The organism is Streptomyces sp. AP-93 (genome assembly GCF_022808175.1).
Taxonomy (GTDB): domain Bacteria; phylum Actinomycetota; class Actinomycetes; order Streptomycetales; family Streptomycetaceae; genus Streptomyces.
The window spans coordinates 153,649-174,902 of record NZ_JALGBX010000011.1; the positions used below are offsets into that span (position 1 = coordinate 153,649).

Sequence of the window (21,254 nt, forward strand, 5' to 3'; positions counted from 1 at the left end):
CGGTCTGTCGTGGCCCTTGGTGACACCCTGTGTGGCCGCCCGACAGGTGTGGGACTCGCTCAGGTTATCTGGCCGTTACCCGCCAGTAACGAACCCCCTTGTGCCCCGGCCGTGAATGGACCACGATCGGCGACGCTCGGTCCTTCCCGCAGAGCCGCTCATCCGGAGCCGCGGTGGAGGGTCCCCACCGGGCCGGCCGGTGGCAGTGGCACCGGCCGTGGGACAGGGGGGTCTCCGTCACACGGCGGGGCCTGTCCTCCAGGTTGCGCGAACGCGTGGCCAAGTGGTTGTCGCTCGGGGGTGAACGCCGGTGTACGGACGCGGCATTGCCGCGGCTCGGCCGCTCGCGCTCCTTCCCGAGGACGTAGCACTTCTCCCATCCCAGGACGGGCACCGCCCGGACCGGAGATGTACGTCCGAGAAGGAGGAACGAACATGATTTCCCAGATTCGTGGCGGGACCAGATGGAAGCGCTTCGCGCTCGTCATGGTGCCGAGCATCGCTGCCACGGCGGCGGTCGGAGTGGGTCTGGCGCAGGGTGCCCTCGCGGCGTCCTTCAGCGTCTCGGGCCAGGACTTCAAGGTTTCTGCCGACAAGCTCGACGGCAAGAACCTGATCCAGTACGGCGGCGTCGCCGAGGGCCACAACCTCGACGGCTCCAAGGCGCACCACCCGGTCACCATCTCCGGGTTCAGCCACGCCGAGATCACCAACATGTGCCAGTCGCTGGTGACCCCGACGCCGCTCGGCAACATCACGCTGAGGCTGACGACGGGCACCAAGGCGGGCAAGCCCGCCGTGGCCGAGAACATCTACCTCGATGTCGCGGAGCTCGACACCGACGCCGAGTTCACCAACCTGGACATCGGTGTCGCGGTCGGCGACGCGTCCCACAAGACCAAGCCGCAGGCCGGCACGGTCGCCAACAAGTACGCGTTCTCGCAGCGTGCGGACCGCGCGGTGCTGTCGAACGTGCGCCAGAAGGCGTGGGCGACGACGGCGGGCACCTTCAAGCTGCCCGACCTCAAGCTGCGCCTCCTCGGTGGCGACCAGCCCTGCTACTAGGACGAGAAGTAGTCGTTCCCGGTGCATAACCGGACGGGTGGGCGGTGACGGCAGCAGTCGCCGTCGCCCGCCCGTCCGGGCTCCACATAGTTCTCAGTACCACCCGTTTCCAGGGAGCTGTTGTCCATGAACCCCCAGGCCCCGGTTTACGTGCGCGCCGAAGACGACGCTTGGCTCACCGTGGTGTACTACCGCTTCCACGCGTGGAGCGGTCACCGCCCCTTCTGGGCAGGTCTGTTCACGCTCCTCAGCGGTGCTCCGATCCTCTATTTCCCGTACGGGGACGTCCGGCTCGGCAACGTCACCCTCGCGATGGCGACGACGACCGGTGCCGGTTCGCTGATCATCGGTGTCCTCCTTGTCACGCTGGGGCTGACGCTCTGGTTCCAGCAGGGCGTACGGATCTTCGCGGGCGTCGCCTCGATCCTGCTGGGCCTGGTGTCCATTCCGGTTTCGAACCTCGGTGGCTTCGGCCTGGGCATCATCCTCGCCCTGACCGGCGGCGGCCTCGCGCTGTCGTGGGTGCCGGGCAAGCCGGCGGACGAGACCGGCCCGAGGGACACCACAGACCCGGCGCAGGCCGTGAACCTGGGCAAGGCCGAGGCGATGGCGGGCCCCTACGGGGTCCCGGGGCAGCGCGAAACGGAAACGCAGGCATACGCGAGCGAGACGACTGCCCACGCCGATGGCGGGAGGAACAGTGCGGGGTGACGAAACGCAACGGGGCGAGGCTCCGGGTGCGGAGTCCCGTGAGAGGAAGGGCCCGCGCCACGCGGCGCCCAGGAAGTCCCTGCTGACGAAGATCCAGATACCCGTCGGCAAGACGATGGCGCTGGCCGCCATGCCGACCGCGGTCTTCGTCGGCATGAGCATGGCGCCGAAGCTGGCCGTGGCCGACGACAAGGACATCCCCTTCGCGCCCGGACCGTGCGTGACGCGGTCCGACGAGCCCGCGGAATCGGCCTCCCCGTCGGCGTCGAAGAAGCCTTCCAAGACCCCGTCCAAGACTCCGGGGGCGAAGCCCGCACCGGGCAAGTCGCCCACGGCGGTGCCGTCGCCGAGCACGAGCCCGTCGGCGTCGACGGCCGTCGAGAAGCCCGGCCTCATGCCGGCGGCGGTCGCCCCGGCGAAGGCGGCGAACCCGCTGGACCCGCTCGGCGTCGGCGACGCGGTCGAGGGCCTGGTCGACGCGCTCGGCAAGCCCCTCGCGGGCGCCGCGGCAGCGCCGGCCCCGTCCGCCACGGCGACCAGGGCGGCGACGCCGGTGTCCGCTCCGGACCCGGCCGAGTCCGCGATCCGCGACGCCGCGAAGACGGCCGGCGTCACGGTCTCGGAGCTCTCCGAGGAGGTCAAGGGCACCACGACCACCCCGAAGGACGAGACGGGCAGGACGGCCACCAAGCCGAAGCCGAAGCCGACGCCGGAAACGGCGACGGAGGGCGGCAAGGGCGGCAAGGGCAAGGGCAAGGACGGGAAGGAACCCTTCCCCTGCCCGACCTACGACGCCAAGGCCCTGGCCAACGCCGAACTGGAGCAGGGCATCCCGCTGCTCCCGGACGAGCCCTGGTACCTGGACAGCTCGCTGCTGACCCTCTACGGCCTCGACTACGAGGGCATCGTCAAGGTGAAGACGGCGGGCGGCAAGACCAAGACCGTCCTGAAGTTCACCGCGGACTCGCTGGACATCAAGGACCTCTACCAGACGGTCGGCAAGGGCAAGCTGGTCGCCCACCTGAAGTCCCGTCCGGGGTCCACCTCGAAGATCCGCGGGGCCAAGGTGACGATGTACACCGAGAGCCTCAAGGGCAACCTCTTCGGGATCATCCCGATCGAGTTCAGCCCGAAGAGCCCGCCGCCCCTGAACGTCCCGTTCGCGTTCTTCACGAACGCCAAGGTCGTCCAGGCCGGCCAGTTCGGCGGAACCCTGACCGTTCCGGGCCTGAAGAACTACATCGGCCCGCCGGAGTAGACGCGTACGGCCCCGCGCGGCCGCACGCACCGAGGGCGGCACCCCGGATCCTCATCGGATCGGGGTGCCGCCCTCGGTCTCTGTGCGGCAGAGGCTGTACGGGTGGAGCGAGTGGCGCGGTACGGCGGGTGCGACGTCAGTCGCGGGCGCCGCTGCCCAGGTGGTGGACCCGGACCATGTTGGTCGTGCCGGGGACGCCGGGGGGCGAGCCGGCGGTGATGATCATGGTGTCGCCCTTGTTGTACCGCTGGAGCTTGAGCATCTCCACGTCCACCAGGTCGACCATGGAGTCGGTGTTGTCCACGTGCGGGACGACGTAGGACTCGACGCCCCAGCTCAGCGTGAGCTGGTTGCGGGTGCCGGTGTCGGTGGTGAAGGCCAGGATCGGCTGGTTCGCGCGGTAGCGCGACAGGCGGCGGGCGGTGTCACCGGAGTGGGTGAAGGCGACCAGGGCCTTGCCGTCCAGGAAGTCCGCGATCTCGCAGGCCGCGCGGGCGACGGAGCCGCCCTGGGTACGGGGCTTCTTGCCCGGGACCAGCGGCTGCAGGCCCTTGGACAGGAGCTCTTCCTCGGCCGCCTCGACGATCTTCGACATCGTCTTGACGGTCTCGATCGGGTAGGCGCCGACCGAGGACTCGGCGGACAGCATGACCGCGTCCGCGCCGTCGAGGATCGCGTTGGCGACGTCGGAGGCCTCCGCGCGCGTCGGGCGCGAGTTGGTGATCATCGACTCCATCATCTGGGTCGCGACGATCACCGGCTTGGCGTTGCGGCGGCACATCTCCACGAGGCGCTTCTGCACCATCGGGACCTTCTCGAGCGGGTACTCGACGGCGAGGTCGCCACGGGCGACCATGACCGCGTCGAAGGCCGCGACGACGCCCTCCATGTTGGCGACGGCCTGCGGCTTCTCGACCTTGGCGATGACGGGGACCCGGCGGCCCTCCTCGTCCATGACCTTGTGGACGTCCTTGACGTCGTCGGCGTCACGCACGAAGGACAGGGCGACCATGTCGCAGCCCATCCGCAGGGCGAAGCGGAGGTCGTCGACGTCCTTCTCCGACAGGGCGGGGACGTTGACGGCGGCACCCGGCAGGTTGATGCCCTTGTGGTCCGAGATGACACCGCCCTCGATGACGATGGTCCTGACCCGGGGGCCCTCGACCTCGGTCACCCGGAGCTCGACGTTGCCGTCGTTGATCAGGACCTGGTCGCCCTTGGAGACGTCGCCCGGCAGACCCTTGTAGGTCGTGCCGCAGATGGACTTGTCGCCCGGGACGTCCTCGGTGGTGATGGTGAACTCGTCACCGCGGACGAGCTCGACGGGACCCTCGGCGAAGGTCTCGAGGCGGATCTTCGGGCCCTGGAGGTCGGCGAGGACGCCGACGGCACGCCCGGTGTCCTCGGAGACCTTCCGGACACGGTCGTACCGCTCCTGGTGTTCTGCCTGGGAGCCGTGGCTGAAGTTGAATCGGGCCACGTTCATACCGGCCTCTACGAGAGCTTTCAGCTGCTCGTAAGAGTCGACGGCGGGGCCCAGCGTGCAGACGATTTTGGAACGGCGCATGGAGCGGATCCTATCGGTTTGTTTCGTAGCGGAATATTCCGTCTGGCGGAAAGTCCAAAGTGACTACCCGGTAACCAGCGCGTACGTCTGGCTGGCGATCTCCAGTTCCTCGTCCGTCGGGACCACGGCCACGGCCACCCGTGCGTACTCCGCGGACACCAGGCGCGGCTCGGGGGACCGTACCGAGTTCGCCTCCCGGTCGAGCGCCAGGCCCAGTTCGGCCAGACCGGCCAGGGCCATCTCCCGGATCTCGGAGGAGTTCTCGCCCACGCCCGCGGTGAAGGCGACCGCGTCCACCCGGCCCAGGACCGCCGAGTAGGCGCCGATGTACTTCTTCAGACGGTGGATGTACGAGGCCAGCGCCAGCCGCGCGGAGGCGTCGCCCTCCGCCGCCCGCCGCTGCACCTCGCGCATGTCGTTGTCGCCGCACAGACCCAGCAGACCGCTCTTCTTGTTGAGCAGCGAGTCGATCTCGTCGATCGACATGCCCCCGACCCGTGCCAGGTGGAAGACCACCGCCGGGTCCAGATCGCCCGAACGGGTGCCCATGACCAGGCCCTCCAGCGGGGTCAGCCCCATGGAGGTCTCCACGCACACCCCGCCGTGCACGGCCGAGGCCGAGGCGCCGTTGCCCAGGTGGAGCACGATCACGTTCACGTCCTCCTCGGCCCTGCCCAGGAGCCGGGCCGTGGCGCGGGCGACGTAGGCGTGCGAGGTGCCGTGGAACCCGTACCGCCGGATGGAGTACTTGTCGGCCGTCGCGGCGTCGATCGCGTACCGCGCCACGTGCTCCGGCATCGTCGAGTGGAAGGCCGTGTCGAAGACGGCGACCTGCGGCAGGTCGGGGCGCAGCTCCCGCGCCACCTCGATGCCGGTCACGTTCGCCGGGTTGTGCAGCGGGGCGAGCGGGATCAGGGCGCGGATCTCCGCCAGGACCGCGTCGTCGATCAGCGTCGGGTGGGTGAACTTGGTCCCGCCGTGCACCACCCGGTGGCCCACGGCCGCCAGCTCGGGCGAATCCAGGCCCAGCCCGTCGGCGGCGAGCTCCGCCGCGACGGCCCGCAGCGCCGCCCCGTGGTCGGCGATCGGACCGGTCCGCTCGCGCTTGCCGCCCGCGGCGCCCGGACCGGTCAACGGCTCGTGCACGAGCCGGGAGGTCTCCTCGCCGATGCGCTCCACCAGGCCGACCGCCAGGCGGGAGGAGTCCGCCATGTCGAGCAGCTGGTACTTCACCGACGAGGAGCCGGAGTTGAGGACGAGTACGCGCGATGCGGTCACGATGGGGACTTTCCTTTGCGGTGGGGGCTCGGGGCCCGGAGGGCTCGGTGGGGGAGGGCTCAGCCGGCCACGGGCCGGGACTGCGCCTGGATCGCGGTGATGGCCACGGTCGTGACGATGTCCTGGACCAGGGCGCCGCGCGAGAGGTCGTTGACGGGCTTGCGCAGACCCTGCAGGACCGGACCGACCGCCACGGCGCCGGCCGAGCGCTGCACGGCCTTGTACGTGTTGTTGCCGGTGTTGAGGTCGGGGAAGATCAGCACCGTCGCGCGGCCGGCCACCTCGGACTCGGGCAGCTTGGTCGCGGCGACCGAGGGCTCCACGGCGGCGTCGTACTGGATCGGACCCTCGATCAGCAGGTCGGGGCGCTGCTCGCGGACGATCTCGGTGGCCTTGCGGACCTTGTCCACGTCCGCGCCCGAGCCGGAGGTGCCGGTGGAGTACGAGAGCATCGCGATCCGCGGCTCCAGGCCGAACGCGGCGGCGGTGGTGGCCGACTGGACGGCGATGTCGGCGAGCTGCTCGGCGTTGGGGTCCGGGTTCACGGCGCAGTCGCCGTAGGCGAGGACCTTGTCGGCCAGGCACATGAAGAAGACCGAGGAGACGATGGACGCGTCGGGCTTGGTCTTGATGATCTCGAAGGCCGGGCGGATGGTGGCGGCGGTGGAGTGCACCGAGCCGGAGACCATGCCGTCGGCGAGGCCCTCCTGGACCATCAGGGTGCCGAAGTAGTTGACGTCGGTGACCACGTCGTGGGCCAGCTCGACCGTCATGCCCTTGTGGGCACGGGCCTTGGCGTAGTACTCGGCGAATCGTTCCCGCAGCGGGGAGGTCGCCGGGTCGATGAGCTGGGCGGCCGAGATGTCGATGCCCAGGTCGGCGGCCTTCTTCAGGATCGCCTGCTCCTCGCCCAGCAGGGTGAGGTCGCAGACCCCGCGGCGCAGCACCACGTCCGCGGCGCGCAGCACGCGCTCCTCGGTGCCCTCGGGCAGGACCACGCGGCGGCGCTCGGCGCGGGCCTGCTCCAGCAGCTGGTTCTCGAACATCATCGGCGTGACCCGCTCGGAGCGGGCCACCGAGAGCACCTCGCGCAGCTTGGCGGTGTCCACGTGGCGCTCGAACAGGCCGAGCGCGGTCTCCAGCTTGCGCGGGGTCGCGGAGTTCAGCCGGCTCTGCAGCGCGAAGAGTTCGGCGGCCGTCGGGAAGCTGTTGCCCGCCACCGAGACCACCGGGGTGCCCGGAGCCAGCTTGGAGGCCAGCGTCAGGATGTCCTTGCCCGGGCGCTCGTTCAGCGTCAGCAGCACACCGGCGATCGGCGGGGTGCCGGAGGTGTGCGCGGCGAGCGCGCCGATGACCAGGTCCGAGCGGTCCCCGGGGGTGACGACCAGGCAGCCGGGGGTCAGGGCGTTAAGGAAGTTCGGCAGCATGGCGCCGCCGAAGACGAAGTCCAGGGCGTCGCGGGCCAGTCCGGCCTCGTCGCCGAGGAGCACCTCGCCGCCGAGCGCCCGGGTGATCTGGGCGACCGTCGGGGCGGACAGGTGCTTGTCGTCCGGCAGGACGTAGCAGGGCACGGGGAGTCTGGCGGCCAGGCGCTCGGCTATCACCTCGCGGTCCTCGGCGGCCACCCGGTTGACGACCATCGCGCCGACGTGGCAGCCCAGGGCCTCGTACGCGCGGTAGGCGTTGCGGGTCTCGGCGCGCACGGCCTCGGCCGGGTGCTTGGTGCCGCCCACGACGGGGATGACCAGCGCGCCCAGCTCGTTGGCGAGGCGGGCGTTGAGCGCCAGCTCGTCCGGGAGGTTGGTGTCGGCGTAGTCGGTGCCGAGGACCAGCATGACCTCGTAGTCGCGCGCCACCTTCTGGTAGCGGCCCACGAGCTGGGAGACCAGCTCGTCGGTGCCCTTCTCGGCCAGGATGGCGGAGGCCTCGTGGTACTCCATGCCGTAGGCCGTCGCGGCGTCCTGGTCGATCCGGTACCGACCCTTGAGCAGGTCGAAGAGCCGGTCGGGCCCGTCGTGCAGCAGGGGGCGGTACACGCCCACCCGGCCGGTCTGGCGGGTCAGGAGCTCCATGATGCCCAGCTCGACGACCTGGCGGCCGTCCCCCCGCTCGATACCCGTCACGTACACGCTGCGCGTCACGCGTGCTCTCCGTCCCAATTCGACTCGGTTGTCCCAGTAAATATGGGCTTGACCTCTTGACAATACCCCTGGGATTCCTTGGGTCGCCCGCCGGGAGAAGGGCCTGCCGGAGGGGGCCGAAAGGCCCTGTGGGCCCCCTCCGGACGGAGTGCCACGGAGCGCGCTCCCCCCGGGGCCCGTGGAACAATCGGACAGGCTTCACCACATACGCCCTTCAAAGGGCACCTCATATGGCACCCCATATGTCCCGTCGGCCGGACGCCCGCACGCGACCGGCCAGGTACGACCAGGAGCAGGAGACACAGCACGATGCGTATCGGAGTTCTCACCGCAGGCGGCGACTGTCCGGGCCTGAACGCTGTCATCCGGTCGGTCGTACACCGTGCCGTGGTCGGGCACGGGGACGAGGTCATCGGCTTCGAAGACGGCTTCAAGGGCCTCCTCGACGGCAACTTCCGCCCCCTCGACATCAACGCGGTCAGCGGTATCCTCGCCCGCGGCGGCACGATCCTCGGATCGGCCCGCATGGAGCGCGCCCGCCTCCACGAAGCGGCCGAGAACGCCGTCGAACTGGCCAAGCGCTACGGCATCGACGCCCTGATCCCGATCGGCGGCGAGGGCACCCTGACGGCCGCCCGGATGCTGTCGGACGCCGGAATGCCGGTCGTCGGCGTGCCGAAGACCATCGACAACGACATCTCCTCCACCGACCGCACCTTCGGCTTCGACACCGCCGTCATGGTCGCCACGGAGGCCATCGACCGCCTCAAGACCACCGCCGAATCGCACCAGCGCGTCATGGTCGTCGAGGTCATGGGCCGGCACGCGGGCTGGATCGCCCTGGAGTCCGGCATGGCCGGCGGCGCCCACGGAATCTGCCTGCCGGAGCGCCCCTTCGAGGTGGACGCCCTGGTCAAGATGGTGGAGGAACGATTCGCCCGCGGTAAGAAGTTCGCCGTCATCTGCGTGGCCGAAGGCGCGCACCCCGGCGAGGGCTCCATGCCGTACGAGAAGGGCGCGATCGACCAGTACGGTCACGAGCGCTTCGCCGGCATCGGCAACCGCCTCGCCGTCGAGCTGGAGCGGCGCCTGGGCAAGGAAGCCCGCCCGGTCATCCTCGGCCACGTCCAGCGCGGCGGCACCCCCACCGCCTACGACCGCGTCCTGGCGACCCGCTTCGGCTGGCACGCGGTCGAGGGCGTCCACCGCGGCGACTTCGGCAACATGACCGCCCTGCGCGGCACCGACATCGTCATGGCCCCGCTGGCCGACGCCGTCACCGAGCTCAAGACCGTCCCCGAGGACCGCATGTACGAGGCCGAGTCCGTCTTCTGACCGTCCCGGCGGCCGGGACCTTGGTCACCGATCCGGCCGCCGAAAGGCCCGTCCGCGTCCCCACCGGGACAGGGGGCGGGCCGCACCTCGTTCGGCCCCCTCCCCGCGTGGTGATCCGACGACTCCGCCGTCGGGGTGACGGGGCCGCCGCCGACCGGCCCCCGGGGCGGGACCCCCGCCCCGACTTCGAGCGCCGAAAGGCCCCGACCGCGTCCTCGTCCGGACGCGGTCGGGGCCTTTCCGGCAGGGAGCCCACGGGCGAAATGTGTCCTACGACGCACCCCCCGCGAGGTACCAGAACCGCTCCACGATGTCGCTCAGGTACTCGCGTCCCGAGTCGCCGCTGCCGGCCTCGCCCTGCCCGCCGCCCCAGCTCAGGGTCGCCACCATCCGCGACTGGTACTCGCCGTGCAGCTGCTCGATCACCCGCTCCAGGTGCGCCTTGGGCACCGGAAGCAGCTTGGCCAGCGGCTTCACGTACGCCTGCCAGCGCGTGGTCACCGCGCTGCGCAGCAGCTCGGCCAGCTCCTCGTGTTTGCCGGTCGCCGTCACGAACTGGGCCAGCGTCAGCCCCAGAGCCGTCGCCAGCGCGGCGGACTGCCGCTCGTTGCCCTTCCAGCGGCCGGTGTCCTCCATCTTCTGGTACGCGCCCGCCTCCACCCCGACCCGGCGGGCCAGGTCTTCGGCGGCCAGGCCCCGGGAGATGCGGTGTTCCCGCAGGGTGACGGGCTCCGCGAGCAGCTCGCCGGGGGAACACCAGAGCACGCCGGCCAGGGCGGTGACTTCGGGGGAGGTGGGCGAAATCTCGCCACGCTCCCACGCCATCACGGTCTCGGGAGTGACGAGCAGTCCGTACTGGGCGCGCAGGCCATAGGCGACATGACCGGGAGCCATGCCCAGGGCAGCGCGGAGACGACGCGCGGCGGGGGCATTGAAAGGGGGGCTGGAGTGCACATGGCACACCGTAGGAGTGGCCGAGGCGCGGCGACTACAGACCAATCAAACAAGCCCATAACTCGTAGGAACGTCCTATGGAGTTAAGGGCTTTCGTCGGTTTTCTCTGCGACTGTCCGGTAATCGGGGCGATCGGTGATCCACTTCCCAGCGTACGTTTCCGGCCGCGGCAGCGATAGCCCCGTGCACGATCCCCTCACGGGACTTCTCCCAGGGTGCCCCGGCCTTCAGGCCGGGGAGGAATGGGCCCTTGGGTCGGAGGTGCGGAGCGCCGGAGTTCGGTTCGCATCTGTTCTGACCTGCCCTTTCGGCTGTTGTCAGTAGTCGGGGATAGGTTGTTGGGATGGCAGTGACACCGATCGCGGGGGATGCCGGGTACGCCCGGTGGACCTTTCGTCTGCGTGTGTCGTCCACCGCTCTGGGCCTGCTCCTTGCGGAGTGGGACCGGTGCCGGTGGATCTGGAACGAGTGCTGCGCGAAGTCGAAGCAGACGCACCTTTGGAACAAGCGTCGACCCGATGGTGTGGACAAGCGGACGTGTGGTCCGGGGCAGCTCGACAAGATGCTGACCGAGGCCCGCAAGACGAACACCTGGCTTCGTGAGGGCTCAAGCGTTCCGCAGCAGCAGTTGATCCGGGATTTCGGGAAGTCCCGGGCGAAGGCGCAGAAGGACATCAAGGACCGTCTGCCGATGCGGCAGCGGGCGGGGATGCCCAAGTGGAAGAAGAAGCGCGAAACGCGCCCCTCGATGAACTACAACCGCAACGGCTTCCGTCTCAAGGGCGGGAAGCTGCACCTGGCGGGCGGAATCGCCCTGACGGTGGTGTGGTCGCGGGACCTTCCTGCCGACCCGTCCAGCGTGCGTGTCTGTCAGGACAGCGTCGGGCATTGGTACTGCTCCTTCGTCGTTCCCGCCGAGGTGCAGCCGCTCCCGGAGACGGGCGCGGTGATCGGGATCGACTGGGGTGTGAAGGAGACGGCGACCACCACATCCGACGACCACGATCTCCCGCACTCCGCGCACGGCAAGACGGCCGCCGTCAGGCTCGCCCGCTATCAGCGAATGATGGCCCGCCGTAAGCCGCCAAAGGGCAAGCCCGGGTCGAAGGGCTACCAGCGGGCGAAGAAGCTGGCGGCGAAGCTGCACAAGAAGGTGGCCCGGCAGCGTCAGGACACCGGCCGCAAGTGGGCCAAGCGCGTGGTCCGCGACCATGATGCTCTGGCGGTGGAGGACTTCCGGCCGAAGTTCCTCGCCAAGTCCACCATGGCCCGCAAGGCGGCCGACGCGGCGATCTCCGCGACGAAGACGGCGCTGGTCGAGATGGGCCGAAAGCACGGGCGGACCGTGTACCTGGTACACCCCGCGCACACCACCATGGACTGCGCGCAGTGCGGAGCGAGAACCAAGCACGCACTACCCCTCTCCGAACGAACGTATGCCTGCACCGTGTGCGGAGCCGTGTCCCCCAGGGACAAGAACTCCGCTCGCGTCATGCTGGTCCGGGCTGGTCTCAACCCGGCTGGTGCTGAGGGCGTAAGACCACCTGGGGTGCTGCCCCAAGTGGCTGCCTGAGCCAGAAATCCCCGATCAGCCCTGGAGGGTGAGGAATCCCCTCCCTTCAGGGAGGGGAGGATTCAAGGGATCTCCTTGCCTTGACGTCGGCGTCAAGGATTACCGTCGGGGCCATGCGAATCGGCGAACTGGCCGAGCGTGCGGGCACCAGCACCCGGACGCTCAGGTACTACGAGTCGCGGGGACTGCTGCCCGCGCGGCGCGACGGCAACGGCTACCGCACCTACGACGAGGAAGACCTGCGGCTGCTGCGCCAGATCCGCACGCTCCAGGACTTCGGCTTCGACCTGGAGGAGACCCGCCCGTTCGTGGAATGCCTGCGCGCCGGGCACCCGTCCGGCGACTCCTGCCCGGCCTCGCTGGCCGTCTACCGGCGCAAGCTCACCGAGCTGGACGGCCTGATCGGCCGCCTCGGCGACGTACGCGACCAGGTGGCGGGCCAGCTCGCCGAAGCCGAAGCGGCACAGCCCAGATGTGAGATGACCGGCTGACCCGGTCCGGACGAGAGGGGAAACACGATGAAGGCCCACGGTGTGGCCGAAGTGACCGACGCGGACTTCGAGCGGGAGGTGCTCGCCGAGCGCGGCCGGCCCGTCCTGGTGGAGTTCACCGCCGACTGGTGCGGCCCCTGCCGCCAGCTCGCACCCGTCCTGTCCGCCGTCGCCGCGGAAGAGGCCGACCGCCTCAAGGTCGTCCAGATCGACGCGGACACCAACCCCGGCACGGTCGTGCGCCACGGGGTGCTGTCCATGCCGACCCTGCTCGTCTTCCGCGACGGCGAACCCGTCCTGCAGCTGGTCGGAGCCCGCGCCAAGCGCAGGCTCCTCCAGGAGCTGGAAGGGGTGCTCGGGGCTACCGCCGCGGCGTCGGGCTGAGCCAGAGGGTCGCCAAGGGCGGGAGGGTCAGGCGCAGGCTTGCCGCACGGCCCTGCGCGGGTACCGTTTCGGGGCGCAGCGGCTGGGTGTGGTGGACGCCGCTGCCGCCGTAGAGCTGCTGGTCGGTGTTGAACACCTCCCGCCACAGCGGGACCTCCTCCGGGACACCGATCCGGTACGCGTGCCGGACCACCGGAGAGAAGTTGGAGACGCACAGCAGCTGCGAGCCGTCCTGGGCGAAGCGCAGGAAGGCGAAGACGTTGTCCTCCGCCGCGTCCGCCTCCACCCACGCGAACCCCTCGGGCACCGTGTCCCGCTCCCACAGGGCCGGAGCCGCCCGGTAGGTGCGGTTCAGGTCGCCCACGAGGCTGCGTACGCCCCGGTGGTCACCGGCCGCCGCGTACGAGGAGTCCAGCAGCCACCAGTCCGGGCCGTACGTCTCGGACCACTCCGAGCCCTGGGCGAACTCCTGCCCCATGAAGAGCAGCTGCTTGCCCGGGTGGGCCCACATGAAGCCCAGGTACGCGCGGTGTATGGCCCGCTGCTGCCACCAGTCCCCGGGCATCTTCGACACCAGCGACCGCTTGCCGTGCACCACCTCGTCGTGCGAGATGGGCAGCACGTAGTTCTCGCTGAACGCGTAGATCATTCCGAAGGTCATGTCGTGGTGGTGGTACTTGCGGTGCACCGGGTCCTTCGACGCGTAGCGCAGCGTGTCGTGCATCCAGCCCATGTTCCACTTCAGGCCGAAGCCGAGCCCGCCCGCGTCGGTCGGCTGCGTGACGCCCGGCCACGCCGTGGACTCCTCGGCGATCGTCACCACGCCCGGGCAGCGCCGGTAGACGGTGGCGTTCATCTCCTGGAGCATCGCCACCGCGTCCGGGTTGTCCCGCCCGCCGTGCTCGTTGGGCGTCCACTCGCCCTCGCTGCGCGAGTAGTCGAGGTAGAGCATCGAGGCCACCGCGTCCACGCGCAGCCCGTCCACGTGGAACTCCTGGCACCAGTACACGGCGTTGGCGACGAGGAAGTTCCGCACCTCCCGGCGCCCGTAGTCGAACTCCAGCGTCCCCCAGTCCGGGTGCGCGGCCCGCCGCGGATCGGGGTGCTCGTACAGCGGCCGCCCGTCGAACTCGGCGAGCGCCCAGTCGTCGCGCGGGAAGTGCGCCGGCACCCAGTCGACGATCACCCCGATCCCGGCCCGGTGCAGCGAGTCCACCAGGAAGCGGAAGTCGTCCGGGGTGCCCATCCGGGAGGTCGGCGCGTAGAACCCGGTGACCTGATAGCCCCAGGAGCCGCCGAAGGGGTGCTCGGCGACCGGCATGAACTCCACGTGGGTGAAGCCGAGCTCCGTCACGTACGCGGGCAGCTGCTCGGCCAGCTGCCGGTAGGAGAGCCCCGGCCGCCAGGACGCCAGGTGCAGCTCGTACACCGAGAAGGGGGCCTGGTGAGGCGGGCGCTCCCCGCGCTTGCCCATCCACTCCGCGTCCTGCCAGAGGTAGGAGGAGGCCGTCACCACCGAGGCGTTGGCCGGCGGGACCTCGGCGTGCTTCGCCATCGGGTCGGCGCGCAGGGTGTGCGAGCCGTCCGGGCGGGTGATGTCGTACTTGTACAGGGCGCCCTCGCCGACGCCGGGCAGGAACAGCTCCCACACGCCGGTCGCCCCGAGCGAGCGCATCGGGTAGGCGACCGAGTCCCAGTACGAGAAGTCCCCGCTGACCCGCACGCCCTGCGCGTTCGGCGCCCACACCGTGAACCGGGTGCCCGCCACGCCCTGGTGCTCCATCGGCTCCGAGCCGAGCGCCGTCCACAGCTCCTCGTGCCGGCCCTCGCCGATCAGGTGCAGGTCGAGCTCGCCGAGCGCGGGCAGGAACCGGTAGGGGTCGTGGACCTCCACCTCGTCGCTGTCGTACGTCACCAGCAGCCGGTAGTCCGGCACCCCGGTCAGCGGCAGCAGCCCGGCGAACAGCCCGTCGCCCTCGTCCAGGAGCTCGGCCCGCAGCCCCTTGGCGACGATGGTGACCGCCTTCGCGTGCGGACGCAGCACCCGGAAGGACACCCCGCCCCGCTGGGTACGGGCCCCGAGTACCCCGTGCGGATCGTGGTGGCGGCCCTCCAGCAGCCGGGCCCGCTCCTCGGCGCCCAGCGCCGGCACCGGCCGGACCCCGCGCGCCGGGGCGGCCCGCCGGGCCCTGGGGGCCCGGGGCTTCTTCACGCTCGGTTCGGCGGAGGTGCCGGCGGCATCGCCGACGGCGGTCTTGGCTTCGTCGCGGACGGTCGGTGACGGCTGTCGTGCGGCGCTCACGCGAGCGGCCTCCTCGGGGGCTTCGGGTGGTGGGGGGTGGTGGATCCGGGGACGGGGGGATGCGTGCGGTGGGAGGGGGGACGCTGCGGCTCGGACAGCCGCCGGATCGCCGCCATCGGCACGTGCAGCCAGTCGGGCCGGTGCCGGGACTCGTAGCGGGCCTCGTACACCGCCTTGTCGGTCTCGTAGGCGCGCAGCAGTACGGGGTCCTCGCGCGGGTCCCGGCCGGTCGTGCGGGCGTAGCCCTCGCAGAAGGCGGCCCGGCAGTCGTCCGCCCAGGCGGGGGCGAACGGCCGGTGCGAGCGGGCCGCGTAGTCGAAGGAGCGCAGTATCCCGGCGATGTCACGGACCGCCGGTTCGGGGCGGCGCCGGTCGGCCAGCGGACGGGCCGGCTCGCCCTCGAAGTCGATCAGTGCCCAGCTGCCGTCGGCGGTGCGCAGGGTCTGGCCCAGGTGCAGGTCCCCGTGGATCCGCTGGGCGGGCACCCCGGTCCCGCGGGAGGCGGCCAGCGCGTCGAAGGCCCCGCGCAGCCCCGCCTCGTAGGGCCGCAGGGCCGGTACCTCGCGGGCGGTGGCGGCGAGCCGGGCCGTCATCCCGGCGGCCAGCCGGGCCGTCTGCTCCGGGTCCAGCGCGACGGTGGGCAGGGCCCCGGCCAGCGCGCTGTGCACCTCGGCGGTGGCCCGGCCCAGCGCGTGCGCCTCGGCGGTGAAGTCGGCGCCGGCGCGCAGCCGGTGCAGCGCGAGCTGCCAGCCGTCGTCGGAGCCGCGCAGGTACGGCTGGAGCACGCCCAGGGTCAGCGGTTCGGAGCCGGGCAGCTCGGCCTCGTACCAGGCGACAGGCGCGGGCACCCGGGCGCAGCCGGCCGCGGCCAGCGCCCGGGGCAGCTCCAGGTCGGGATTGACCCCGGGGCCGACCCGTCTGAAGACCTTCAGGATGTACGAATCCCCGTAGATCAGCGAGGAGTTGGTCTGCTCCGCGGACAGTGGCCGGGGGGTGGGTGCCTCGGGGATCACGGCGGCCGGATCCCGGTCGAAGCGCAGCGGGCCCAGGGTGCCGGGGGAGCGCAGCCGCTCCAGCAGCAGCGAGGCGAGCCGCGGATCGCCCAGCCCCTCGTAGACCGACTGGCCGGCGTACGGGCCCTGCTCGGCGCGGCCGATCAGCGCGGGCGCGAGGGCCGGCGGCAGCGGGCTCGGGCGGATGCCGAGCAGGAGCTGGTAGCAGTCCCCGTCCACGTCCAGCAGCAGGTGCAGCAGCCCGGGGGCGGACCCGGGCGGGAGCAGTTCGGCCGCCGAGATGGTCCTGAGCCGCCCGATGGCGCGGCCCTTGCCCGCGAACCAGCGCTGCGCGGGCAGCCAGGCCCGCAGCATGGGCTCCAGCGGGCCGAGCCCGGGCCCGGCGGCCCGGTCGGCGGTGAGCCGATCCCGGGCGGATGCAGCCTCCGACATGGCGTCGCGTCCTTTCCCCGGGCCGTCAAAGAATGCGCAGAGTGTCCCGGATCGCGGTGTGTGCTTCTCCGGTGTGAGCGAGTGTCGGGTCAGAAAGGTCCGTACAGGGGCGGGCGATTGACCCATTCGCCCGCCCTCGTGCACCTCGTGCGGCTCGTGCGTCGTCACTGCGAGCGGAACGTCACTCCGAGCGCAGGCGGAACCAGTAGAAGCCGTGGCCCGCCAGGGTCAGCAGGTACGGCCATTCGCCGATCGGCGGGAAGCGGACGTCGCCGGTGAGTTCCACCGGGACCCGCCCGTTGAACGACCGCAGGTCCAGCTCGGTGGGCTGCGCGAAGCGCGAGAAGTTGTGCACGCACAGCACCAGGTCGTCTGCTTCTCCCTCTTCTGAGGGGGCCTCACGGAGGAAGGCGAGCACCGCCGGGTTCGTCGAGGGCAGTTCGGTGTACGAGCCGAGTCCGAAGGCCGGGTTGGCCTTGCGGACCTCGATCATCCGGCGGGTCCAGTGCAGCAGCGAAGACGGTGAGGCCATCGCCGCTTCGACATTGGTCACCTGGTACCCGTGGACCGGGTCCATGATGACCGGCAGGTTCAGCCTGCCCGGATCGCACGAGGAGAAACCGGCGTTGCGGTCCGGGGTCCACTGCATCGGCGTGCGCACGCCGTCGCGGTCACCGAGCCAGATGTTGTCGCCCATGCCGATCTCGTCGCCGTAGTACAGCACCGGCGAACCGGGCAGCGACAGCAGCAGGGCGGTGAACAGCTCCATCTGGTTGCGGTCGTTGTCCAGCAGGGGGGCGAGCCGGCGCCGGATGCCGATGTTGGCCCGCATCCGCGGGTCCTTGGCGTACTCGGCGTACATGTAGTCGCGCTCTTCGTCCGTGACCATTTCGAGCGTCAGCTCGTCGTGGTTGCGCAGGAAGATGCCCCACTGGCAGCGGTCCGGGATCGCCGGGGTCTTCGCCAGGATTTCGGAGACCGGGTAGCGGGACTCTCTTCGTACGGCCATGAAGATGCGCGGCATGACGGGGAAGTGGAAGGCCATGTGGCACTCGTCTCCGCCTTTCTGGAAGTCCCCGAAGTAGTCGACGACGTCCTCGGGCCACTGGTTGGCCTCGGCGAGCAGCACGGTGTCCGGGTAGTGCGCGTCGATCTCGGCGCGGACCGCCTTGAGGAGGGTGTGCGTGCGCGGCAGGTTCTCGCAGTTGGTGCCCTCCTCGGCGTACAGGTAGGGCACGGCGTCGAGGCGGAAGCCGTCGATCCCGAGGTCGAGCCAGAAGCGCAGCGCGGAGACGATCTCCTCGACCACGGCCGGGTTCTCGTAGTTGAGGTCCGGCTGGTGGGAGAAGAACCGGTGCCAGTAGTACTGCTTGCGGACCGGGTCGTACGTCCAGTTCGAGGTTTCGGTGTCGACGAAGATGATGCGGGCGTCCTGGAACTGCTTGTCGTTGTCGGCCCACATGTAGTAGTCGCCGTAGGGCCCGTCCGGGTCCTTGCGGGACTGCTGGAACCACTCGTGCTGATCGCTCGTGTGGTTCATGACGAAGTCGATGATCACCCGCATGCCGCGGGTGTGCGCCGCGTCCACGAACTCCACGAAGTCGGCGAGGTCGCCGAATTCGGGCAGCACGGAGGTGTAGTCGGCGACGTCGTAGCCCCCGTCGCGCAGGGGTGAGGCGAAGAACGGCGGGAGCCACAGGCAGTCGACGCCGAGCCACTGGAGGTAGTCCAGTTTGGCGGTGAGCCCCTTGAGGTCACCGACGCCGTCGCCGTTGCTGTCGTGGAAGGACCGTACGAGGACCTCGTAGAAGACCGCCCGCTTGAACCAGTCGGGGTCGCGGTCCTTGGCGGGGGTGTCCTCGAAGGTATCGGGGACGGGATCGTTGATCATCATGAGATGGGTGACCCTCCGGTGGGCGGGGACGGTCGCAGAGCGGCAAGTACGTGCGCGGGCGTTCGGCCCGGCTCTAGGCGCACGTAATTCGCCCTGCCCCAGTGATAGGTCTCGCCGGTGAGCTCGTCGCGCACCGCGAGGGACCCGTGCCAGTCGAGGCCGAGTACCGGCATGTCCAACGAGACCGTCGCCTCCTGGGTGTGGTGCGGATCGAGGTTGACGACCACCAGTACGGAATTGCTCCCCGCGTGCTTCGAATAGGCGATCACCTGTTCGTTGTCGGTCGGGTGGAAATGGATGTCGCGGAGCTGCTGGAGTGCCGGGTTGCGCCGGCGCAGCCGGTTCAGGGAGGTGATCAGCGGGGCGATCGTGCGGCCCTCGCGGTCGGCGGCGGCCCAGTCGCGCGGGCGCAGCTCGTACTTCTCGGAGTTCAGGTACTCCTCGCTGCCCTCCTTGACCGGGGTGTTCTCGCAGAGCTCGTAACCGGCGTAGACCCCCCAGGTGGGGGAGAGCGTGGCGGCGAGGACCGCGCGGATCTCGAAGGCGGGGCGGCCGCCGTGCTGAAGGTATGCGTGCAGGATGTCGGGGGTGTTGACGAAGAAATTCGGCCGCATGACGGAGGCGGAGCGGGTGTCCGCGAGCTCCGTCAGGTACTCGGTCAGCTCGGCCTTGGTGTTGCGCCAGGTGAAGTACGTGTAGGACTGCTGGAAGCCGACGGCGGCCAGCGCCCGCATCATCGCGGGGCGGGTGAAGGCCTCGGCGAGGAAGATGACGTCCGGGTCGGACTTGTTGATGTCCGCGATCACCTTCTGCCAGAACACCACCGGCTTGGTGTGCGGGTTGTCGACCCGGAAGATCCGGACGCCGTGCTCCATCCAGTGCCGCAGGATCCGCACCGTCTCCCCGACGATGCCGGCCATGTCGGCGTCGAAGTGGATGGGGACGATGTCCTGGTACTTCTTCGGCGGGTTCTCCGCGTAGGCGATCGTCCCGTCGGCGCGGTGGCGGAACCACTCCGGGTGCTTCTCCACCCACGGGTGGTCCGGGGAACACTGCAGGGCGAAGTCGAGCGCCACCTCGATGCGCAGCTCGCGGGCCTTGGCGACGAAGGCGTCGAAGTCCTCCAGGGTCCCGAGCTCGGGGTGGACCGCGTCGTGGCCGCCCTCGGTGGAGCCGATGGCCCAGGGCACGCCCGGATCCCAACTCCCTGCGGACAGCGTGTTGTTCGGACCCTTGCGGTACGTGCTCCCGATCGGGTGGATCGGCGGCAGGTACACCACGTCGAAGCCCATCGCGGCGATGGCGGGAAGCCGCTCGGCGGCGGTCCGGAACGTCCCGCTGACGGGAGCCTCGCCGGGCTCCAGCACGGCTCCCTCCGACCGGGGGAACATCTCGTACCAGGAACCGAAGAGGGCCCGCTTGCGCTCGATCAGCAGCGGCAGCGGCTTGGACGCCGTCACCAGCTCCCGGAGCGGGCGCTTCGCGAGCAGCGCGTCGATCCGCGGTCCGAGGGCGGCCGCGTACCGCTCGGCGACGGGCCGGTCCTCGTCGCGCATCACGTCCGCGGCGGCGAGCACGTGCTCGCGGCCGTCCCGCTTGGGAATCTTCGCGGCGGCCCGCTCGTAGAGCTGGGCGCCCTCCAGGAGGGTGAGCCCGGTGTCGATCCCGGCCGGGATCTTCACCGCCGCGTGGGCCCGCCAGGTGCCCACCGGGTCGCTCCACGCCTCGACGGTGTACGTCCACCTCCCCTCGACCTCGGCGGACACCCGCGCCCCCCACCGGTCGGTGCCGGGAGCGAGCTCGGACAGGGACACGGGGGGCCGCAGCCGCCCGCTCGGATCTCGGAGCACGACATGGGCCGCCACGGCGTCGTGTCCCTCGCGGAACACGGTGGCGGAAATCTCGAAGACCTCGTCCACGACCGCCTTGGCGGGTCTGACGCCGCAGTCGACGGCGGGGCGGACGTCCAGCACGGGAATGCGACCGATCATGATGGGATCACCTGGGGGCAGTTCGCAGGGCTCGGTGACAACAGGCCAGCCGGCATGGCGGCTGGTAGTGCACGCTCTGTTCGCTCTGTTTCTAGCTGCTCGGAAGACGGCTGGGCTGCGGGCATGGCCGCTCCTGTCCGCGTTCACTCGGGTGGCGGGAGAGGTCGGGGGGAGGGTGCGCCGTGCGCGTACCCGGGGAGCCCTTCCCACTCCAGCCCCGCCCATGCCGTGTGTTCGGTTAACTACTCGTACGTAGTGGAACGCCTGCCCGGACAACCCGGCCCGACACCCACTCATGCTCCGTCAACTCGGATGGGACTACCGGATGTCCACCTCTCCACTGTTCCGCTACACGGGACCGCCGGAACTGGCCGAAGCCGTACGGCCCGAAGCGCGCGGGCGGGCCGTACGCACGGCGGCGGACCTGGAGGGCGACCCGGGCGAGCCGCACACGTACGTGGTGGACGCCTCGGGCGTGCTCCGCATCGCCCCGCGCCGCAGCGAGCACGTCGCCTGCGCGGGCGGCGCCCCCGTCCGCGCGGCGGGCGAGATCAGCTTCACGCGGGATCCGGCGACCGGCTGGACGGCCGTGGAGGTGAGCAACCTGTCCACCGGCTACTGCCCCGACCTGACGGCCTGGCCGGCCGTCGCCGCGGCCCTGGACCGGGCGGACATCCGCCACCCGGCGGCCTTCACCCACGCGGTGGTCTTCCGCCGGTGCAGCTCCTGCGGCGAGTGCAACGTGGTCCGCGACGACTGGTTCGTGTGCGTCTTCTGCGACAGCGAACTCCCGCCGCAATGGAACGTGGACGCGGGGCCGGGCCCCACGTGACCCCGGGGTGCCAACGGACCGGGCCGCGCGAGC

General features: G+C 70.5%; 16 protein-coding genes. 8 read left to right on the plus strand and 8 right to left on the minus strand.

Annotation, left to right across the window (positions count from 1 at the left end):
- Positions 1-435: 435 nt before the first annotated feature.
- From MTF69_RS19955 to MTF69_RS19965, 3 genes are all read left to right on the plus strand, one after another.
- Positions 436-1,065, plus strand: coding sequence for a DUF6230 family protein (locus tag MTF69_RS19955; protein ID WP_243336274.1), 630 nt, complete (start codon positions 436-438; stop codon positions 1,063-1,065).
- Positions 1,066-1,191: 126 nt separating this feature from the next.
- Entirely contained in the window at positions 1,192-1,776 is a 585-nt protein-coding gene (locus MTF69_RS19960; RefSeq protein ID WP_243336275.1) for a DUF6114 domain-containing protein, read from the plus strand.
- On the plus strand, positions 1,766-3,034 hold the full coding sequence (locus tag MTF69_RS19965; protein WP_243336276.1) for a hypothetical protein: 1,269 nt from the start codon (positions 1,766-1,768) through the stop codon (positions 3,032-3,034). The genes MTF69_RS19960 and MTF69_RS19965 overlap by 11 nt, the downstream gene beginning before the upstream one ends.
- Before the next feature lie 136 nt (positions 3,035-3,170).
- Here MTF69_RS19965 and pyk read toward each other — a convergent pair whose 3' ends face one another.
- The 3 genes from pyk to pta all read right to left on the minus strand — a co-directional run bounded on the left by pyk (position 3,171) and on the right by pta (position 8,020).
- Positions 3,171-4,601, minus strand: a complete 1,431-nt coding sequence (gene pyk, locus MTF69_RS19970; protein ID WP_243336277.1) for a pyruvate kinase — start codon at positions 4,599-4,601, stop codon at positions 3,171-3,173.
- A 63-nt stretch (positions 4,602-4,664) separates the two neighbouring features.
- Positions 4,665-5,879 carry an acetate/propionate family kinase gene (locus tag MTF69_RS19975; RefSeq protein ID WP_243336278.1) on the minus strand — a complete coding sequence of 405 codons (1,215 nt, stop codon included), beginning with the start codon at positions 5,877-5,879 and terminating at the stop codon, positions 4,665-4,667.
- 59 nt (positions 5,880-5,938) lie between these two features.
- Positions 5,939-8,020 carry a phosphate acetyltransferase gene (pta, locus tag MTF69_RS19980; protein WP_243336279.1) on the minus strand — a complete coding sequence of 694 codons (2,082 nt, stop codon included), beginning with the start codon at positions 8,018-8,020 and terminating at the stop codon, positions 5,939-5,941.
- Between the two features lie 309 nt (positions 8,021-8,329).
- On the opposite strand from pta, the gene MTF69_RS19985 reads away from it, so the two are divergent.
- A complete protein-coding gene (locus MTF69_RS19985) occupies positions 8,330-9,355 on the plus strand; it encodes an ATP-dependent 6-phosphofructokinase (RefSeq protein ID WP_243336280.1) in 1,026 nt (341 codons plus the stop codon).
- Positions 9,356-9,625: 270 nt separating this feature from the next.
- Here MTF69_RS19985 and MTF69_RS19990 read toward each other — a convergent pair whose 3' ends face one another.
- Positions 9,626-10,249 (minus strand): helix-turn-helix domain-containing protein, encoded by a 624-nt coding sequence (locus MTF69_RS19990; protein ID WP_243336281.1) that lies wholly within the window; start codon positions 10,247-10,249, stop codon positions 9,626-9,628.
- A 403-nt stretch (positions 10,250-10,652) separates the two neighbouring features.
- Between MTF69_RS19990 and MTF69_RS19995 the strand changes: the two genes are divergently transcribed.
- From MTF69_RS19995 to MTF69_RS20005, 3 genes are all read left to right on the plus strand, one after another.
- On the plus strand, positions 10,653-11,882 hold the full coding sequence (locus tag MTF69_RS19995; RefSeq protein WP_243336282.1) for a transposase: 1,230 nt from the start codon (positions 10,653-10,655) through the stop codon (positions 11,880-11,882).
- 113 nt (positions 11,883-11,995) lie between these two features.
- Positions 11,996-12,373 (plus strand): MerR family transcriptional regulator, encoded by a 378-nt coding sequence (locus MTF69_RS20000; RefSeq protein WP_243336283.1) that lies wholly within the window; start codon positions 11,996-11,998, stop codon positions 12,371-12,373.
- Positions 12,374-12,400: 27 nt separating this feature from the next.
- Positions 12,401-12,757, plus strand: a complete 357-nt coding sequence (locus tag MTF69_RS20005) for a co-chaperone YbbN (protein WP_279345986.1) — start codon at positions 12,401-12,403, stop codon at positions 12,755-12,757.
- On the opposite strand, the gene glgB is transcribed toward MTF69_RS20005, so the two are convergent.
- From glgB to MTF69_RS20025, 4 genes are all read right to left on the minus strand, one after another.
- Positions 12,735-15,059 (minus strand): 1,4-alpha-glucan branching enzyme, encoded by a 2,325-nt coding sequence (gene glgB / locus MTF69_RS20010; RefSeq protein WP_243336284.1) that lies wholly within the window; start codon positions 15,057-15,059, stop codon positions 12,735-12,737. The two genes, MTF69_RS20005 and glgB, sit on opposite strands and share 23 nt — an antisense overlap.
- Positions 15,056-16,504, minus strand: coding sequence for a phosphotransferase (locus MTF69_RS20015; protein WP_243336285.1), 1,449 nt, complete (start codon positions 16,502-16,504; stop codon positions 15,056-15,058). The genes glgB and MTF69_RS20015 overlap by 4 nt, the downstream gene beginning before the upstream one ends.
- A gap of 181 nt (positions 16,505-16,685) precedes the next feature.
- Positions 16,686-18,398 (minus strand): maltose alpha-D-glucosyltransferase, encoded by a 1,713-nt coding sequence (gene treS, locus MTF69_RS20020; protein WP_243336286.1) that lies wholly within the window; start codon positions 18,396-18,398, stop codon positions 16,686-16,688.
- A complete protein-coding gene (locus MTF69_RS20025) occupies positions 18,395-20,389 on the minus strand; it encodes an alpha-1,4-glucan--maltose-1-phosphate maltosyltransferase (RefSeq protein WP_243336287.1) in 1,995 nt (664 codons plus the stop codon). The genes treS and MTF69_RS20025 overlap by 4 nt, the downstream gene beginning before the upstream one ends.
- A 325-nt stretch (positions 20,390-20,714) precedes the next feature.
- Between MTF69_RS20025 and MTF69_RS20030 the strand changes: the two genes are divergently transcribed.
- Entirely contained in the window at positions 20,715-21,221 is a 507-nt protein-coding gene (locus tag MTF69_RS20030; RefSeq protein WP_243336288.1) for a hypothetical protein, read from the plus strand.
- Positions 21,222-21,254 lie beyond the last annotated feature (33 nt).

Bases quoted from the DNA above. Each gene is read 5' to 3' on its own strand.
- MTF69_RS19955 (WP_243336274.1), top strand. From the start codon at position 436: ATGATTTCCCAGATTCGTGGCGGGACCAGATGGAAGCGCTTCGCGCTC.
- MTF69_RS19960 (WP_243336275.1), top strand. From the start codon at position 1,192: ATGAACCCCCAGGCCCCGGTTTACGTGCGCGCCGAAGACGACGCTTGG.
- pyk (WP_243336277.1), bottom strand. From the start codon at position 4,601: ATGCGCCGTTCCAAAATCGTCTGCACGCTGGGCCCCGCCGTCGACTCT.
- MTF69_RS19985 (WP_243336280.1), top strand. From the start codon at position 8,330: ATGCGTATCGGAGTTCTCACCGCAGGCGGCGACTGTCCGGGCCTGAAC.
- MTF69_RS19990 (WP_243336281.1), bottom strand. From the start codon at position 10,249: ATGGCTCCCGGTCATGTCGCCTATGGCCTGCGCGCCCAGTACGGACTG.
- MTF69_RS19995 (WP_243336282.1), top strand. From the start codon at position 10,653: ATGGCAGTGACACCGATCGCGGGGGATGCCGGGTACGCCCGGTGGACC.
- MTF69_RS20000 (WP_243336283.1), top strand. From the start codon at position 11,996: ATGCGAATCGGCGAACTGGCCGAGCGTGCGGGCACCAGCACCCGGACG.
- MTF69_RS20005 (WP_279345986.1), top strand. From the start codon at position 12,401: ATGAAGGCCCACGGTGTGGCCGAAGTGACCGACGCGGACTTCGAGCGG.
- MTF69_RS20015 (WP_243336285.1), bottom strand. From the start codon at position 16,504: ATGTCGGAGGCTGCATCCGCCCGGGATCGGCTCACCGCCGACCGGGCC.
- treS (WP_243336286.1), bottom strand. From the start codon at position 18,398: ATGATGATCAACGATCCCGTCCCCGATACCTTCGAGGACACCCCCGCC.
- MTF69_RS20025 (WP_243336287.1), bottom strand. From the start codon at position 20,389: ATGATCGGTCGCATTCCCGTGCTGGACGTCCGCCCCGCCGTCGACTGC.
- MTF69_RS20030 (WP_243336288.1), top strand. From the start codon at position 20,715: ATGTCCACCTCTCCACTGTTCCGCTACACGGGACCGCCGGAACTGGCC.